Genomic DNA, 16255 nt, shown 5'->3' on the forward strand with positions numbered 1-16255 from the left:
CGATATCAGGTGATTCGCATGAACCGTGCCCCGTTTGGCAAAAGCCCGTTTGGCAAAAGCTTGTCCCGCAGAAACGTCCTGACCACGCTGGCCGCCGTTCCCGCGGTGGCTCTGCTCGCTGCATGCAGCGACTCCGGCGAAGAGGCGAAGGCCGCCAATGTGAAGCCCGCCGACCCGTCGACTCCTGCCAAGCCCGCTGCCACTCCTGCGGCCGCCCAGGTACCGGAGGCACAGGGCACGGTCGACATGGCGGAACTGCTCAAGCCCGGCGCGCTGCCCGAAAAGCAGCTCGGCAAGGACGACGCCAAGGTCACCATCGTCGAATACGCGTCGATGACCTGCCCGCATTGCGCGCATTTCGCCATGACCACCTTTCCTGAGTTGAAGACCAAATACATCGACACCGGCAAGGCGCGCTACATCCTTCGCGAATTCCCGTTCGATCCGAGCGCCGAGGCCGGCTTCATGCTGGCGCGCTGCTCCAAGGACAATTACTTCGCCATGGTCGACGTGCTGTTCAAACAGCAGCCGAGCTGGGTTGGTGTCAACAACACCAAGGAAGCGCTGCTGCAGATCTCCAAGCTCGCCGGTTTTACACAGGAGTCCTTTGAGTCCTGCTTGACGGACCAGAAGCTTCTGGACGATGTGAGAGCAGTCCAGAAACGCGGAGCGGACGAGTTCAAGGTCGACTCGACGCCGACCTTCTTCATCAACGGAAAGACCTACAAAGGGGCGATGTCGATTGAGGAAATGTCGGCCATCATCGACCCTCTGCTCTGACATCCAGGCCGCGCCGAAGCGGTCCGGCTTCGGCGCTCACGCCTGTAGTGTTGGGCGGCGCGAATGAAATTTTCGCGCCTTCGCCTCCTCGGTTTCAAATCCTTCGTCGAGCCCGGCGAGTTCGTCATCGAACGCGGGCTGACCGGCATTGTCGGGCCAAACGGCTGCGGCAAGTCGAACCTCGTCGAAGCTTTGCGCTGGGTGATGGGCGAAAGCTCCTACAAGAACATGCGCGCGTCCGGCATGGACGACGTGATCTTTTCGGGCTCCGGAGCGCGGCCGGCGCGCAACACCGCCGAAGTCACGCTGTTCCTCGACAATACCGACCGCAGCGCGCCCGCCGCCTTCAACGACGCCGATGAACTGCAGGTGTCGCGCCGCATCGAGCGCGAGGCGGGCTCCCTCTACCGCATCAACGGCAAGGAAGCCCGCGCCAAGGACGTGCAGCTTCTGTTCGCCGACCAGTCGACTGGCGCTCGTTCGCCCTCCATGGTCGGCCAGGGCCGCATCGGCGAGCTGATCCAGGCCAAGCCCCAGGCCCGCCGCGCGCTGCTCGAAGAAGCGGCGGGCATTTCCGGTCTGCACACGCGCCGGCATGAGGCGGAGCTTCGGCTCAAAGCGGCCGAGCAGAACCTGGAGCGGCTGGACGACGTCGTCGGCGAGCTGGAAGGCCAGATCGAAAGCCTGAAGCGGCAGGCGCGCCAGGCTTCGCGTTTCAAGAACCTGTCGGCCGACATCCGCAAGGCCGAAGCGACGCTGCTGCATCTGCGCTGGATGCTGGCAAAGACCCAGGAGGGCGAGGCGCGCTCCGCGCTTGCCGTCGCCACCACGCTGGTCGGCGACCGAGCCGCAGCCCAGATGGCGGCCGCCAGGGAGCAGGGCATCGCCGCCCACCGGCTGCCGGACCTGCGCGACGCCGAAGCCGCCGCCGCCGCGGCGTTCCAGCGCCTGTCGATCGCCAAGACGCAGATCGAGGAGGAGGCCGGCCGCATCCGCGCCCGCCAGACCGAGCTCGAACGCCGCCTGCAGCAGCTCGACGCCGACATCGCCCGCGAGGAGCGGATGGTGCGCGACAATGCCGACATCCTCGAGCGCCTGCGCGCCGAGGAGGCAGAGCTCAACTCCGACAATGCCGGCGCCGCCGAGCGCGAGGCGACCACACGCGCCGCCTTCGAGCAGGCCGGGGCGACGCTGGCGCAGAGCGAAGCAAAGCTCGCCGCGCTGACCGCCGAACGCGCCGAGGCGGCCGCCTCGCGCCACCAGATCGAGCGCACGCTGCGCGAGACCGCCGAGCGTCGCGACCGTTTCGCCCGCCAGCTGGCCGAGGTCGACCGCGAGCTCTCCGACATCGTCGCGCGCATTTCCGGCCTGCCTGACCCCGCCGAGAAACGGCTTTTGGTCGAGGATGCGCTGGCCCGGCTGGAAGAAAGCGAAGCCGGTGCGATCGCCGCCGAGCAGGCGGTCGCCGAGGCGCGCGCCACCGAAAGCACCGCAAGACCTCCGCTGCAGGATGCCAGGGCGGAACTGGCGCGCATCGAGACCGAAGCGCGCACGCTGGCGAAGATCCTCAACGCCACCAGCGGCGGCGATCTTTTCTCGTCGGTGCTGGAGCAGATCAGCGTCGAGCGCGGCTACGAAACTGCGCTTGGCGCGGCCCTTGGCGAAGATCTCGACGTTCCGCTCGACCGCAGCGCCCCGGTGCATTGGGGCGAAAGCGCTGTACAGCCGGGCGATGCCGCGCTGCCTGAAGGTGTGAAGAGCCTTGCCAGCGTCGTTCGCGCTCCGGCGCAGCTGGCGCGCCGCCTGGCGCAGATCGGCATCGTCGACGCAGCCGACGGCCGCCGGCTGCAAGCGCTTCTGGCGCCCGGCCAAAGGCTGGTCAGCCGTGACGGTGCGCTGTGGCGCTGGGATGGCCTGACCGCCAGTGCCGATGCTCCAACCGCCGCCGCGCAGCGGCTGGCGCAGAAGAACCGTCTGGCCGAGCTCGATGCCGAAGCCGTGCAGGCAACGCGCGTCGTGCGCGAGGCCGAGGAGGCGCTGGCGCGCGCCGAGCAGGCGATGCGCCAGGCGAGCGAGGCCGAACGCAACGCCCGCCAAGCCGGCCGCGACGCGCAGCATGCGCTGGATGCCGCCCGCAACGCCCTGGCCGAGGCCGAGAAGGCCGGGGGCGAGCTGGTGAGCCGGCGCGCTGCGCTGGATGACGCACGTGCCCGCATCGTCGACAGCCATGAGGAGACGCAGGCCGCCTTCCTCGAGGCCGAGGAGATGCTCAAGGGCGCGCCCGATCTCGGCGATCTCCAATTGCAGCTCGAACAGGCTTCCGCCAATGTCTCGCGTGACCGCGCAACCCTTGCCGATGCGCGCGCTGTGCACGAAGGGCTTCGTCGCGAAGCGGAGGCGCGCATGCGCCGGCTGGAATCCATCGGCGCGGAGCGCAAGAACTGGCTGGAGCGCGCCGAGAACGCCTCGACGCAGATCGCCGCGCTTGGTGAGCGCAAGGCCGAGGCCGAAGCCGAGCGCGAGCGGCTGGCCGATGCGCCGGACGAGATCGACGCCAAGCGCCGCGCCCTGCTGTCACAGCTTTCCGAGGCCGAGGTGTTGCGCCAGGCGGCGAGCGACCGCCTGCAGGAAGCCGAGACCAAGCAGGCCGAGCTCGACAAGGCGGCCACCGCCGCTATCCAGTCGCTCGCCGAGGCGCGTGAAACCCGTGTCCGCGCCGAGGAGCGCCTGACCGCCGCCGACGAGCGCCGCGCCGAGGTCGAGGCGCGCATCCAGGAAGCGCTGAACACGCAGCCGCACCTCGTCATCCAGCATACCGGGCTCAAGGCCGACGATTCGATGCCGGACATGGCCGAGATCGAGCGCCAGCTCGACCGGCTGAAGATCGAGCGCGAGCGGCTCGGCGCCGTCAACCTGCGCGCCGAGGAAGAGCAGAAGGAACTGTCCGAGCGTCTGGAGACCATCGTTTCCGAGCGCGAGGACATCATCGAGGCGATCAGAAAACTGCGCCAGGCGATCCAGAGCCTCAACCGCGAGGGCCGCGAGCGGCTGCTGTCGGCCTTCGAGGTCGTGAACGGTCATTTCCAGCGGCTGTTCGCGCATCTGTTCGGCGGCGGCACGGCGGAACTGCAGCTGATCGAATCCGAAGATCCGCTGGAAGCAGGCCTCGAAATCCTCGCCCGCCCGCCCGGCAAGAAGCCGCAGACCATGACGTTGCTCTCCGGCGGCGAGCAGGCGCTGACCGCGATGTCGCTGATCTTCGCCGTCTTTCTCACCAATCCGGCGCCGATCTGCGTCCTCGACGAGGTCGACGCCCCGCTCGACGACCACAATGTCGAGCGCTTCTGCAATCTGATGGACGAGATGTCGAAGACGACGGAGACGCGCTTCGTCATCATCACCCACAACCCGATCACCATGGCGCGCATGGACCGCCTGTTCGGCGTCACCATGGCCGAGCAGGGGGTGAGCCAGCTAGTCTCGGTCGACCTGCAGGCCGCCGAGGCGATGCGCGAGGCGAGCTGAGCTCGCCTTTCTCGGGTTCGACGACCAATCCTATTTCTCCGGCGCAGACGCCGGCGCCGTGTAGCGCCGGCGCACTGCGTCGAGCACCAGCTTGCGGCTTTCTTCCGCCGACAGCGACTTGTCTTTTTCGGCTTCGGCCGTCTCTCGCGCGAGCTCCTTGTCCCTGATCTGCTGGCGGAACCATTTGGAGTAGTCCCCGGCGCGCAAATGGTATTGCCAGGTCTTGTCGTCGATGCCTTCCGCCATCTGCGCGAAGATGATGAGGTTGTGGGCCCTGAGGTTCATCGCCTTCTTTGGTCCGGTGAAATAGAAGCTCCCCGCCTCGTCGAGCTCGCCTTCGGCATATTTGCGGCTGTGGCGCTTCAACGATTGATCGGGTTCGGTCGCCTTGACCGTGAACGGCTTCTTGCCGTCATGCGGCCGCCAGAACAGCACGCGGTCGCCCTTGGGCGATGGAATGTTCTTGGGCGCCTGGAGCCCGGTTTCCTTGCAGAAGGTATTGATCACGCCCTTTGCCTTGGGCCCGAGCGCGATCACTGCCGTCACCAGGCCGAGCGCATCGGTGGAAATCGCTTCGGGATGGACGGTGATCAGCACCGTGCCGGGCAGCTCGATCGAAAGTACGGATCGCGTGTCCCCGCGCCGCTTCGGCATCAAGTGATGCGCCTCGTCGATGACCAGCCAGTGCGGCCTTGCCGTCCGGTAGCGGATATTGCCGAGGCCGGGCAGCAGTTCGGCGAAGAAACCGGCACGCTCATCGACTTTCAGCGCCAGCCCGTTGACCACGACATTGTTTTGCGGCTTTTCGAGCAGTTCCAGCAATTGCTCCTTGTTCGGCGCGGTCGATGCGTTGCCGAGCGGCACCGCGCCCGTCAACCCGTCATAGTCGCCTTCGGGATCGAAGATGCAGAACTGCAGCCCCTTCTCGACCAGCCGCTCGGTGAGTGCCGTGGCCAGGGTCGATTTGCCGATGCCCGAGCTGCCGGCAATCAGCACCGTCTCTGTCGGCGACAGGTAAATCTCCTTGCCGCGCGAAGTCCCGAGCAGCACACCGCGCGAGCGCTTCCTGGCAATCAGGTGGTCGTGCTTGACCAGCTTGCGGATCACTTCCTCGACGCCTTTGCCGCGCGCCTCCCTGGTGACAAGATCCGCGGTTTCCTTGACGGCGGGCAGCGCGTTGGCCACAGCGACGCTGCAGCCGGAAGCCCTCAGGAAAGCGTGGTCGTTTTCGGCGTCGCCGACAGCCACGACGTTATGCGGTGACAGTTTTAGATCCTCCAGTGCCGCCGCCAGTCCGGTCGCCTTGTTGATGCCGGAAGGCAGGATCATCACCGCGCCCTTGTTGAAGATGATCTCCAGCTCCAGTCCAAGCTTCTTGATGACGTCGAGCACCGTGGTCTGATGCGGCTCCCACGTGGCGACGATCGAGCGCCCGACAGATAGCGGTTTCACGCCGCGCTTCTTCAGCCTGTCGACGAGATCCGCGGAAGGCGAGGGCGAGATCGTGCGCTCCTCCTCGCTGGCCGGCGTGTAGATGAGCGCACCGTTTTCGGCCACGACCTTTTCGAACAGGGAAAGTTCGGGAAAGACCTCCTTGAGATCGGGCAGTTCGCGGCCGGTGACCAGGATCAGCTTGCGGCCGGACTTCTTCAGCTTCTCCAGCGCCGAGATCGTGCTTGCGGTGACCAGCCCATCATGCGCCAGTGTGCCGTCGTAATCGGTGGCAAGTGCCATGAAATACATCGATTGAGCCTCTCCGCTGGCTGTCGCGTCCGGTCCGTCTGGAATGAACAACGCCTGTCGGCGGAAAAGGTTTAGGCTGACACACTGCTCTCAGGCCTGCGCTACGCCGCGCCGGCTTAATTCAACGCGGCCGGGGTTAGCCGGTGATCCGCAGCATTCTCGGCCTCAATGGTTTTCTCAACAAGCGCTGGTCGGGCTGGCATTCTCGCCGGCAGATCGCCACGCGGCGCAGTTGAAACGAGGCCAGCCCCCGCCGGATGAGGCCGGGCGGCGTGGACAAGCCATGCGAGAGAGGATGGCTGGGGCGCCAGGATTCGAACCTGGGAATGTCGGTACCAAAAACCGATGCCTTACCGCTTGGCGACGCCCCAGCAGGCGGGGCATACCCGCTGCGCGCGGCCTTATAGGACGGGGCGGCGCAAAGCTCAATGCCGGGAGATCAACTAAAATCTGCGGCGACGCGGGCCGCCAGCTAGGCCAGTCGTCGCCCGATCGCCGACGGTGGTTCGCAAGCCGCATGCACCGGCGCGGCAGCTTCCCAGGCGTGCTGGCCAAGGAGCAGTTCAGCTCAGGCTTCCGGGAAGAAGGCGAGGGATCCTTGCCTACGCTTGGGCCACACGTGCGCGGCAATCCTGCAGGACGGCCGCGAGCGTATCTTCGAACGGGCGCTCGGGCGCCCAGCCGAGCAGGGTCCGGGCGCGGCTCGCATCGCCGACGATGCATGGCAGATCGCTCGGTCGCAGCCGCAGAGGATCCTGCTCCGTGACGATCTTGGCGCGGCTTTGCGCCAGCAGCCGATCGAGGATGTCTCCCATCCGCCAGGACAGGCCTGATGCAACATTGAAAATGGTGTTCGGCGCGAGGTCGCGACTCTTCAAGACCGCGCGGGCATAGGCGCCGGCGATGTCGCGCGCATCCAGGAAATCGCGCCTGGCATCGAGATTGCCGACGCGGATGACCGGCGGGGCCAGGCCTGCTTCGATCCGCGCGATCTGCATGGCGAAGGCCGGCACGGCAAATGCCTCGGTCTGGCCAGGGCCTGTATGGTTGAAGGGACGCATCCGGACACACTTCAACCCCTGGCGTGAAAGCGCGCCAAGCGCGAGGTCGGCCGCGGCCTTGGTCACGGCATAGTCGTCGATCGGAGCAAGCGGAGTGTTTTCGTCGAGCGGTCGTCCGGTATTCGCGCTCTCGCCATAGACAAGGCCCGATCCGACATGAACCAGCCAGCAGTCCGGAGCCTTGTCGAGGATGGCATTGGCCACGTTGAGCGCGCCGCCCACATGGATGCGCCACGTGTTCCGAGGATCTGCCCGGGCAGCGCCCAGTGCTGCGACCGCAGCCATGTGAATGACTTGCGTTGGCCGGTGACGGGCGATGGCGTCTTGGACGGCGGCGGTGTCTGTCACATCCACCTCCTCAACCTGACCGAAGACGGGATGCGGACCGCCATCCTTGGAGGTTGCGACAATGGCAACATCCTCGCCGCAAACGCTGCGCAGCGCGTCGCCCACATAGGGGCCGACGAAGCCGTTGGCTCCGGTTATCAAAACCCGCATGCCGGCCTCACGAACCACCATGCGTCGTCCGCGGGCGGATGCGGGGCGGAAGGACGGTGTGTCATGTCATCGATCCGTAATGCAAGGGCTTCCCTTCAACGCCTGGCGGCCGAGTGGCGCGCCAGATCGGCGTCCATCATTTCGTGGATCATCTCTTCCAGCGAAATCGTCGCTTCCCATCCGAGGTTCGCCTGTGCCTTGGCCGGATTGCCGTGCAGGATTTCGACTTCCGCGGGCCTGAACAGGTCAGGATCGATGACGAGATGGTCGTCCATCTTCAGCCCTACATACTCGAAGGCGATCCTGCACATGTCGCACACCGTCGTCGTCCTGCGGCGGCGCCGACACCTTTCGCTACACGGCCCCTCGCTCGTCTGCCAGTCCCATGTCCCGTGCCCGTTTCAGGGCCATTGCCACAATTTCAGTCGCCCTGTCATGGCTGGCGGCCTCGGCATAGCAACGAAATTCAGGAGCGTTGCCGGAAGGCCGCAGATGGACGATCTCGCCGCTCGCCATGCGCGCCCTGAGACCGTCGGTGAGGTCGACGTCGGCGACGGTTCCGAAAGGCGCGAGAAACGCCTGCAAGGCATCGCGATCGGCCAGCCGATGCATCAGGCTATGCGATTTCTCGACCGGGAAATTCTCAAGCCTCTCGCTGGCGCAGACCGGAAGGTTCCAGAGTTCGCGCAGGGCCGACAGGGATTTTCCCGTCGATGCCACAGTGCCCAGCACCGCCAGGATGGGCAAGAAGGAATCGCGTGTCGGCAGCGCCGACACAATCTTGCCGTTCAAAAGACAGTCCGATCCGAGCAGCACGCCGCCATTGGCCTCGAAGCCGACGATCGTGCCGCCGGCCGGCTGCGCGGCTTCCATGCCCGCTATGACGAAGGGCGAACCGACCTTCGTTCTCACCACCTTGAAGCCGAAAGCTTCGGAGATGCCTGAATTGGACGTCACCGGCGTCACCACGATGTCGGCCTTGACGAACAGGGCCGTGGCCAGCCCGATCAGGTCGCCGCGGAAGAGCTCGCCATTTTCGTCGATGACGAGAGGGCGATCGGCATCTGCGTCGGCCGACAGCACGGCGTCGAATTTGAATTCGCGCGCCCAGTCCTTCGCCTTCGCCATCGTTTCCTGGCTGACGGCTTCGGTATCGACAGGCACGAAAGTTTCCGTTTTGCCGACAGGGGTAACTTCGGCGCCGTAGGATTGCAGAACCTCGACAAGCAGCTCCGCCGCAACGGTGCTGTGCTGGTAGACGCCGAGCTTCATTCCGGTGAGGGCGCCACGGGCGAGGATAGCCGTGACACGCTCTCGAAAGGCCGCGAGCGACTGTTCATGGCCGGTCTCCCAGTCGGCATGGGCCGGCGGCCAGGGATACTGGTCCGACAATTCAGCGACATAAGTGGTGATCGCGGCCTCGTCGGCCTTGTCGATCTCGCCCTGCGGTCCATAGAACTTGATGCCGTTGCGGTCGGCGGGGATATGCGATCCAGTCACCATCAGCGCCGCGGCGCCATGCTGGCGCGCGTAAAAGGCTAGCGCGGGTGTGGGGATCGGACCGCAATCGATCGGCTGGAAGCCGGATGCGGCAAGTGCCGCCATGCAGTCCTGCGCAATTGCCGGACTGCTGTCGCGCAAGTCGCGCGCGATGAAAACCTTGCCTTGCTGAAATCCGGTCGCCCGCAAGCGCCGCGCAAAACCCTCGGTATAAAGTCCGCTTGGCCTTCCAGCCAATTCGGAAGCCAAACCCCGAACGCCGCTTGACCCGAATTTCATCAGTCTGCTTTGCTGTTGGACGATCGCTGCTACTTATTGCAGTGAGCCCGGCTGTCAACAGCAAAAAATATTGGAAATCCGCACCTTTCCTAATATCCCCACACCGCCAGTTCGTTGCCGGCCGGATCGAGGAAATGAAACCGTCTGCCGCCGGGAAAGGCAAAGATCGGCTTGACGACGGTCCCCCCGGCGCTCTCGACCGCCTCCAGCGTTTCTTCGAGGTTTTCCGAGTAGAGCACGGGCAGCGGCTTGGCCGGCGCTTCCCCGGCATCGGCCTGGAAACCGCCCTCGAGCCCCTCGGCGAAAGCGGAATAGGTCGGGCCGTAATCGGTGAACGACCAGGAAAAGGCGGCGCTGTAGAAGGATTTGACGCTGTCCAGCGTGCCGCCTGTCGCAGGCAGCTCCAGATAGTCGAGTTTTCCGTTGAGTTTCATCACGCTACTCCACTATGTTCCCTTTATGTTCTATCTGTCGCGTCACTCCGCGGCAAGTCTTTTTGACGCAGCTTTTGCTTAATCGATTTTAGCGGTGGTGCTCGCTTTGCCGGTGCCTTGCCTTTCGCACTGCAGCATCCTATCGCTCGAACCGGGAAGGCGGGGGAACCGGACAATGGTCCGGATGTTTCTTTCTTCCACGAACTGGAGGGCAAGCATGACCAAGTGGGTTTACACCTTCGGCGACGGCGCCGCCGAAGGCGGGGCCGGCGACCGCAACCTACTCGGCGGCAAGGGTGCCAATCTCGCCGAGATGTGCAGCCTCGGGCTGCCGGTGCCGCCCGGTTTCACCATCACCACCGAAGTCTGCAACGCTTATTACGCCAACGGTCGTGCCTATCCCGATGGACTCGAGGCGGACGTTATCACCGCGCTCGACCATATCGGCCGGATCACCGGCCGCCGCTTCGGCGATCCCTCGCAGCTGCTTCTGGTTTCCGTGCGTTCCGGTGCCCGCGCCTCCATGCCCGGCATGATGGATACGGTGCTCAATCTCGGCCTCAATGATGAGACGGTCGAGGCCTTGGCCGCCGATTCCGGCGATGCGCGTTTTGCTTATGACAGCTACCGCCGCTTCATCCAGATGTATTCCGACGTCGTCATGGGCCTCGACCATGAAGTGTTCGAGGAAATCCTCGAGGACCAGAAGGCGAGCCTCGGTCACGAGCTCGACACCGAACTGACGGCCGCGGAATGGCAGGGCGTGATTTCGCTCTACAAGGCCAAGGTCGAGGAGGAGCTCGGCAAGCCGTTCCCGCAGGATCCCCGGGAGCAGCTCTGGGGCGCGATCGGCGCCGTGTTTTCGAGCTGGATGAACAACCGCGCCATCACCTATCGGCGCTTGCACGACATCCCGGAAAGCTGGGGCACGGCCGTCAACGTCCAGGCCATGGTGTTCGGCAATATGGGCGACACGTCCGCCACCGGCGTCGCCTTCACCCGCAATCCCTCGACCGGCGACAGGCAGCTTTACGGCGAATTCCTGGTCAATGCCCAGGGCGAGGATGTGGTGGCCGGCATCCGCACGCCGCAGAACATCACCGAGGCGGCGCGCATCGCCGCGGGCTCCGACAAGCCGTCATTGCAGAAGCTGATGCCCGACGCCTTCCAGGCCTTCGTCGATATCTCCGACCGGCTGGAAAAGCACTACCGCGACATGCAGGACCTCGAATTCACCATCGAGCGCGGCAAGTTGTGGATGCTGCAGACCCGCTCCGGCAAGCGCACCGCCAAGGCGGCGCTGAAGATCGCCGTCGAGATGGCGAGGGACGGGCTGATCACCAAGGAGGAGGCAGTCGCCCGCATCGATGCGGCCTCGCTCGACCAACTGCTGCACCCGACCATCGACCCGAAAGCGGCCCGCGACGTCATAGGCATGGGCCTGCCGGCCTCGCCGGGTGCGGCCACCGGCGAGATCGTCTTTTCGTCCGCGGATGCCGAGGATGCCAGGGCGCAGGGGCGCAAGGTGATCCTGGTGCGCATCGAGACCAGCCCGGAGGACATCCACGGCATGCATGCCGCCGAAGGCATCCTCACCACGCGCGGCGGCATGACCAGCCATGCCGCAGTCGTGGCGCGCGGCATGGGCAAGCCTTGCGTGTCGGGGGCTGGTTCGCTGCGCGTCGACTACAAGGCCGGCACGCTGATGTCGATGGGGCAGACCTTCCGCAAGGGCGACATCATCACCATCGACGGCGGCAACGGCCAGGTGCTGAAAGGCGCGGTCGCCATGCTGCAGCCGGAGCTCTCCGGCGACTTCGCCGCCATCATGGAATGGGCGGACGCGGCGCGCCGCATGAAGGTGCGCACCAATGCCGAGACGCCGCTCGACGCGCGCATGGCGCGGTCCTTCGGCGCCGAGGGCATCGGCCTTTGCCGCACCGAGCACATGTTCTTCGACGGCGCCCGCATCGTCGCCATGCGCGAGATGATCCTGGCCGACACCGAGAAGGACAGGCGCGCGGCCCTCGACAAGCTCCTGCCGATGCAACGCTCGGATTTCCTCGAACTGTTCGAGATCATGGCCGGCCTGCCGGTGACGATCCGCCTGCTCGATCCGCCGCTGCATGAATTCCTGCCCAAAACCGAGGCAGAGCTCGCCGAGGTGGCGGCGGCCATGAATGTTTCGGCCGACAAGCTGCGGCAGCGCACTGAGGCGCTGCATGAGTTCAACCCGATGCTCGGCCATCGCGGCTGCCGGCTCGCCGTCTCCTACCCGGAGATCGCCGAGATGCAGGCGCGCGCCATCTTCGAAGCGGCGGTCGAGGCCGGCCGCAAGGCCGGCGCGCTCGTGGTGCCGGAAATCATGGTGCCGCTGGTCGGCCTCGTGAGGGAGCTGGAATATGTCAAGGCGCGCATCGATGCGGTGGCGCAAAGCGTCATGCAGGAGACCGGCATCAAGATCGACTACCTGACGGGCACGATGATCGAGCTGCCGCGCGCGGCAATTCGCGCCCATGTCATTGCCGAAGCGGCCGAATTCTTCTCCTTCGGCACCAACGATCTGACGCAGACGACCTTCGGCATCTCGCGCGACGACGCGGCATCCTTCCTCGAAACCTACCGGCAGAAGGGCATCATCGAGCAGGATCCGTTCGTGTCGCTCGACATCGACGGCGTCGGCGAGCTGGTACGCATCGCCGCCGAGAAGGGCAAGACGACGCGGCCCGGCATCAAGCTCGGCATCTGCGGCGAGCATGGCGGCGATCCGGCATCGATCCGCTTCTGCGAGCAAGTCGGGCTCGATTATGTATCGTGCTCGCCCTATCGTGTGCCGATCGCCAGGCTGGCGGCCGCGCAGGCGGCCGTGGCGGCGGCGAAGGGCGCCGCAAAACGCGCCTGAGGGTTATTCGGGGAGCAGCATCAGGATACTTTACGATTTTGTATGTAATGTCACGCGAACGTGCGCGTGACGCCCTGAATCCCGACATTGTTTCGAGGAAGTTTCCGACACCGAATTTATTGGTGTCGGAAAACCATGCTGCAGGTTTTCCCTACCGCTTTCCGATCGATTCTGATCGTGCAGACCAAGTTCATCGGCGACTATGGCACGCGATCTTATGGTCTTGTATATGAGATCGCTTGAATAGGCGCGTGACGGTTCCACATGTCGATATCTCAACCCAGTTTAGGGGAATCCGATTCGTCCGGCGCCCGGAAACGAACCTTGCAGGGTCCCTTCGAAGGGGTCCGCTCGATCCTGATCCTCCAAACGAAATATATCGGCGACCTGGTTCTTGCCTCGGCGCTGGCGAATAATCTGCAGATCGCCTATCCGGACGCCAGGATTGTCTTCCTTTGCGAGGCTCGCTTCGCCAGCTTCCTGACCGCGCATGGGATCGCCGCTGAGACCGTCGCTTTCAAGCGCGCCAGCGCGCGTGGCAGCGTGTTGCAGCGCGGCCTGGAACTCTACAGGATAGTGCGTGCGCTGCGCCGGTTCGCCTTCGACATGACCATCGACCTGACCGATTCTAGGACGACGCACTTCCTCGCCATGGTCCTCAACGCCAGGATCCGGGTCGGCTATTTTCCGACCGAACGGCGGTTGCGCCGGTTCGAGCGCCAATCCGCCAACGTCCTGGCCAAGCCGTTTGGATACGGCGAGGCGCATTTCCTCTATCGCTACCTTTCTCCGCTGGAGGCGGTAGGCGTGGATCTGCAAGTGAGATTTCCCTCAATTCGGCCGCAGCCGGCGGAAACGGCGCGGGTCCTGGCGTTGCTGGAAAAGTTCGGTCTTCGGCGCAATGCCTTCCTGGTCGTGCATGCCGGAGCAAGCTTTCCGGGACGCCGGTGGCAGCCCGAGCGCTTCGCTCAGGTCATTGACACGATATCGAACGAAACGGGTCTCTCCGTCGTTTTGGTCGGCGGTCCCGACGAGGCCGAGGCCAACGACCAGATCATGGCCACGGTCAAGGCGCCGGTCGTCAACCTGGTGGGAGCGCTGTCGCTTGAAACGCTGCTGGCGCTGCTCAAGGAAGCGCGGCTCTTCCTTGGCAATGAAAGCGGCCCGATGCATATAGCGGCCGCGGCCGGCACGCCGGTCGTCGGCCTGTTCGGCCTGACCAACCCGATCCGCTGGGCGCCGGTCGGTGTGCCCAGCGTTTCGCTGCGGCCCTCCATGCCTTGCGAGTGCGTGGGTGGCGATCTGTGCCGCCGGACCGATCCGAGCAAGGCATTTTGCGTCTGGCGCCTCGAAGTGGGCGCGGTCGTCGACGCAGTGCGCGAGCTTCTGTCGCGGACGGAGGTGGCCTTGGAGCGCACTGTCTGATATTGCGGCCAAATTCCGCGCCTCCCGGTCGGGGCATCCCGATTTTCGCCTAGATGCCGGTCATCCTGGCGTGGCTACCCAAACTGTTCGATATGACGGACTTGAAATGAAGATGCGCGTGCTTCGGAACTCTCTTTGCGCGATGGCGCTGTCGCTGTTCACGGCGTCGGCGGGCAATGCCACCGCGCTGCTCGAGCCGACGCTGCATGTGAAGCCGCAGGGTGTCGAAGGCGGCGGCCGCGTCGCCCTGACGCTCGATGCCTGCGGCGGAAAGACCGACACGAGGATTCTCTCGGCGCTTGTCGACAACAGGATACCGGCGACGATTTTCGTCACCGGCATCTGGCTGAAGCGCAATGCCGAGGCGGTCGAGATCATGCGGGCGCATCCTGATCTGTTCGAACTGGAAAACCATGGTGGCCGCCACATTCCGGCGGTCGATTCGCCGCGGAAGATCTACGGCATCAGCAGCGCCGGCAGTCCGGATGCCGTGCAGGCCGAGGTCGAGTCCGGCGCCGCGGCCTTGGCCAGCGCGGGTGGGCCGGCACCGAAATGGTTTCGCGGCGCCACCGCCGAATACAGCCCCTCGGCGATCGCCATGATCCGCAAGCTGGGCTTCAAGATCGCCGGCTTCTCGGTCAATGGCGACGGCGGCTCGCTGCTCGGCGCCAAGGAAACGGCACGCCGCATCGGCGCCGCCAAGGATGGCGACGTCATCATCGCCCACATCAACCAGCCGACCCATGCGGCCGGCGAGGGCGTCGTTCAGGGCCTGCTCGCCCTGAAGCAGAAGGGCATGATTTTCGTCCGCCTGGACGATGCCGAGGGTGTCGGCAATGACGGCACCACCGATTGAGGTGCCATGATATTCAGGTGAGGCCGGCCTGCGAATGGCGGCTTCCTGCGCTTCCGGCCTTCGCCGGCCGAAGCCATGCTTACGACCTTTGGTAGTGAGTGAAGGCTACGGCCGGCGTAGGCCGGTTCTCGGAACCCGCCATTCTCGACTCGGCCTGACCTGAATCTCAAGGCACCTTGGCGGGATCCGCCAAGAATGATCAGTCGGGCGTGGCCTCGACGGTCACCTTGCTCGTATAGAACGCGCCGTGATTGCGGATCTCGGTCATTTCGTCGAATGGCTGCTCGTAGGCCCACATCGCATTCTCGCCGGCTTCGCCGGCGGATCGAACGCTCCAGTAGCTGGCATCGCCCTTGTACGGGCAATGGGTCGAATGCTCGGTGCCGGCGAGCTTGCTGAAATCGATATCGTCGAACGGGATGTAGAGGGCGTCCGGATAGGGCGGTTCGGAGAGCAATTTGGCCCGGGTCGATCTGGCGATGACGGTGTCGCCGGCGCGCACAGTGACGCTGCCGCGATAGGGTTCGACGGTGATCACCTTGTCGGGATTGCGCTGAAAGCCGGGGGCGGGATTGGCAAGCTTGTCCATGAATGGTCTCCTGCAGCAATTCCAGGAAAAGTGCGAAGCGGTTTTCCGTCCGGAATTGCGTCAAAACAAAGAGAGAGCGTTTCGTCGTTTCCATGAAACAGCGAAACGTTCTCGGGAAGACTTACATGTGTCGGGCAAGCGCGCAACGCAAGCTCGCGCGGCGCGAGGCGCCATCACCATTCATTGAACGTCTGTCGCCCAGCCCGTCAGGCGGCCGTCTTGAAGGCATCCATCAGGCCGGCATAGGCGGCGGCGATGCCGGCGACCGGATTGGTGCTTCTCGCCGCGGTTTCGACCTTAAGCGCGCCGCCGGAGGTCGGCAGTGTGAGCAGCAGGAACTGGCGATTGCCGCCGTCGCCGATGCAGGCAGCCGCGACATGCTCGCTGTCGCCGCCGTTTTCAACGCGCATCTTGAACAGCAGCGTTCCGCCGACGGCCTCCAGCGCGCCGCCGACGACCTCGGCAAATTCATCTTCGGAAACGGCCTTGGTGTCCGGCGTCAGATCGTCCAGACTCTCGGCAAGCGTGCTTTCAAGGGCTTTTTCGTCGAGCTGCGCGTCCATGCGAACCACTCCATTCGCCAATCTCACCCAGCCCGTTAACGAAACTTAACGGCGACGATGGCCGTATTATGGCGGGTTTCGCAGGGTTTTCACTCCATCC

12 protein-coding genes, 1 tRNA gene and 1 pseudogene are annotated in these 16255 nt (G+C 64.7%); 6 read left to right on the top strand and 8 right to left on the bottom strand.

Annotated features, from left to right (window positions below; all coding sequences use genetic code 11):
- Positions 1-18 precede the first annotated feature (18 nt).
- Both EN869_RS02210 and smc read left to right on the top strand, forming a co-directional pair.
- Positions 19-780 (top strand): DsbA family protein, encoded by a 762-nt coding sequence (locus EN869_RS02210; protein ID WP_127228687.1) that lies wholly within the window; start codon positions 19-21, stop codon positions 778-780.
- Positions 781-843: 63 nt separating this feature from the next.
- A complete protein-coding gene (gene smc, locus EN869_RS02215; protein ID WP_127228686.1) occupies positions 844-4305 on the top strand; it encodes a chromosome segregation protein SMC in 3462 nt (1153 codons plus the stop codon).
- Between the two features lie 30 nt (positions 4306-4335).
- On the opposite strand, the gene EN869_RS02220 is transcribed toward smc, so the two are convergent.
- The 6 genes and pseudogenes from EN869_RS02220 to EN869_RS02245 form a co-directional block, all read right to left on the bottom strand.
- Positions 4336-6048: an HAD family hydrolase gene (locus tag EN869_RS02220; RefSeq protein ID WP_127228685.1), complete on the bottom strand. Its 1713-nt coding sequence runs from the start codon at positions 6046-6048 to the stop codon at positions 4336-4338.
- Between the two features lie 296 nt (positions 6049-6344).
- Positions 6345-6419 (bottom strand) — tRNA-Gln (locus EN869_RS02225).
- 231 nt (positions 6420-6650) lie between these two features.
- Positions 6651-7628, bottom strand: coding sequence for a GDP-mannose 4,6-dehydratase (locus EN869_RS02230; protein ID WP_127228684.1), 978 nt, complete (start codon positions 7626-7628; stop codon positions 6651-6653).
- Between the two features lie 74 nt (positions 7629-7702).
- Positions 7703-7939: pseudogene (locus EN869_RS02235) on the bottom strand (GDP-mannose 4,6-dehydratase); the annotation flags it as partial.
- 22 nt (positions 7940-7961) lie between these two features.
- Positions 7962-9386 (bottom strand): phosphomannomutase, encoded by a 1425-nt coding sequence (locus EN869_RS02240; RefSeq protein WP_127228683.1) that lies wholly within the window; start codon positions 9384-9386, stop codon positions 7962-7964.
- 89 nt (positions 9387-9475) lie between these two features.
- Positions 9476-9820, bottom strand: coding sequence for a VOC family protein (locus tag EN869_RS02245; protein WP_127228682.1), 345 nt, complete (start codon positions 9818-9820; stop codon positions 9476-9478).
- Positions 9821-10037: 217 nt separating this feature from the next.
- On the opposite strand from EN869_RS02245, the gene ppdK reads away from it, so the two are divergent.
- The 3 genes from ppdK (at position 10038) to EN869_RS02260 (ending at position 15003) form a co-directional block, all read left to right on the top strand.
- Positions 10038-12722, top strand: coding sequence for a pyruvate, phosphate dikinase (gene ppdK / locus EN869_RS02250; RefSeq protein WP_127228681.1), 2685 nt, complete (start codon positions 10038-10040; stop codon positions 12720-12722).
- Positions 12723-13046: 324 nt separating this feature from the next.
- Positions 13047-14147 carry a glycosyltransferase family 9 protein gene (locus EN869_RS02255; protein ID WP_245489535.1) on the top strand — a complete coding sequence of 367 codons (1101 nt, stop codon included), beginning with the start codon at positions 13047-13049 and terminating at the stop codon, positions 14145-14147.
- 112 nt (positions 14148-14259) lie between these two features.
- Positions 14260-15003 (top strand): polysaccharide deacetylase family protein, encoded by a 744-nt coding sequence (locus EN869_RS02260; protein ID WP_127228679.1) that lies wholly within the window; start codon positions 14260-14262, stop codon positions 15001-15003.
- 199 nt (positions 15004-15202) lie between these two features.
- Here the strand turns inward: EN869_RS02260 and EN869_RS02265 are convergent, their stop codons facing one another.
- A complete protein-coding gene (locus EN869_RS02265; protein ID WP_127228678.1) occupies positions 15203-15592 on the bottom strand; it encodes a DUF427 domain-containing protein in 390 nt (129 codons plus the stop codon).
- Between EN869_RS02265 and EN869_RS02270 the strand changes: the two genes are divergently transcribed.
- Entirely contained in the window at positions 15591-15779 is a 189-nt protein-coding gene (locus EN869_RS02270; RefSeq protein WP_127228677.1) for a hypothetical protein, read from the top strand. The genes EN869_RS02265 and EN869_RS02270 overlap by 2 nt on opposite strands.
- Before the next feature lie 19 nt (positions 15780-15798).
- Here the strand turns inward: EN869_RS02270 and EN869_RS02275 are convergent, their stop codons facing one another.
- Positions 15799-16155 carry a hypothetical protein gene (locus tag EN869_RS02275; protein WP_127228676.1) on the bottom strand — a complete coding sequence of 119 codons (357 nt, stop codon included), beginning with the start codon at positions 16153-16155 and terminating at the stop codon, positions 15799-15801.
- Positions 16156-16255: the final 100 nt, after the last annotated feature.

It is taken from the genome of Mesorhizobium sp. M2D.F.Ca.ET.226.01.1.1 (genome assembly GCF_004022705.2).
GTDB lineage: Bacteria > Pseudomonadota > Alphaproteobacteria > Rhizobiales > Rhizobiaceae > Mesorhizobium.

Coding starts and splice junctions, on each gene's coding strand:
- EN869_RS02210 (WP_127228687.1), top strand. CDS start 19: ATGAACCGTGCCCCGTTTGGCAAAAGCCCGTTTGGCAAAAGCTTGTCC.
- smc (WP_127228686.1), top strand. CDS start 844: ATGAAATTTTCGCGCCTTCGCCTCCTCGGTTTCAAATCCTTCGTCGAG.
- EN869_RS02220 (WP_127228685.1), bottom strand. CDS start 6,048: ATGTATTTCATGGCACTTGCCACCGATTACGACGGCACACTGGCGCAT.
- EN869_RS02230 (WP_127228684.1), bottom strand. CDS start 7,628: ATGGTGGTTCGTGAGGCCGGCATGCGGGTTTTGATAACCGGAGCCAAC.
- EN869_RS02240 (WP_127228683.1), bottom strand. CDS start 9,386: ATGAAATTCGGGTCAAGCGGCGTTCGGGGTTTGGCTTCCGAATTGGCT.
- EN869_RS02245 (WP_127228682.1), bottom strand. CDS start 9,820: ATGAAACTCAACGGAAAACTCGACTATCTGGAGCTGCCTGCGACAGGC.
- ppdK (WP_127228681.1), top strand. CDS start 10,038: ATGACCAAGTGGGTTTACACCTTCGGCGACGGCGCCGCCGAAGGCGGG.
- EN869_RS02260 (WP_127228679.1), top strand. CDS start 14,260: ATGCGCGTGCTTCGGAACTCTCTTTGCGCGATGGCGCTGTCGCTGTTC.
- EN869_RS02270 (WP_127228677.1), top strand. CDS start 15,591: ATGAATGGTCTCCTGCAGCAATTCCAGGAAAAGTGCGAAGCGGTTTTC.
- EN869_RS02265 (WP_127228678.1), bottom strand. CDS start 15,592: ATGGACAAGCTTGCCAATCCCGCCCCCGGCTTTCAGCGCAATCCCGAC.
- EN869_RS02275 (WP_127228676.1), bottom strand. CDS start 16,155: ATGGACGCGCAGCTCGACGAAAAAGCCCTTGAAAGCACGCTTGCCGAG.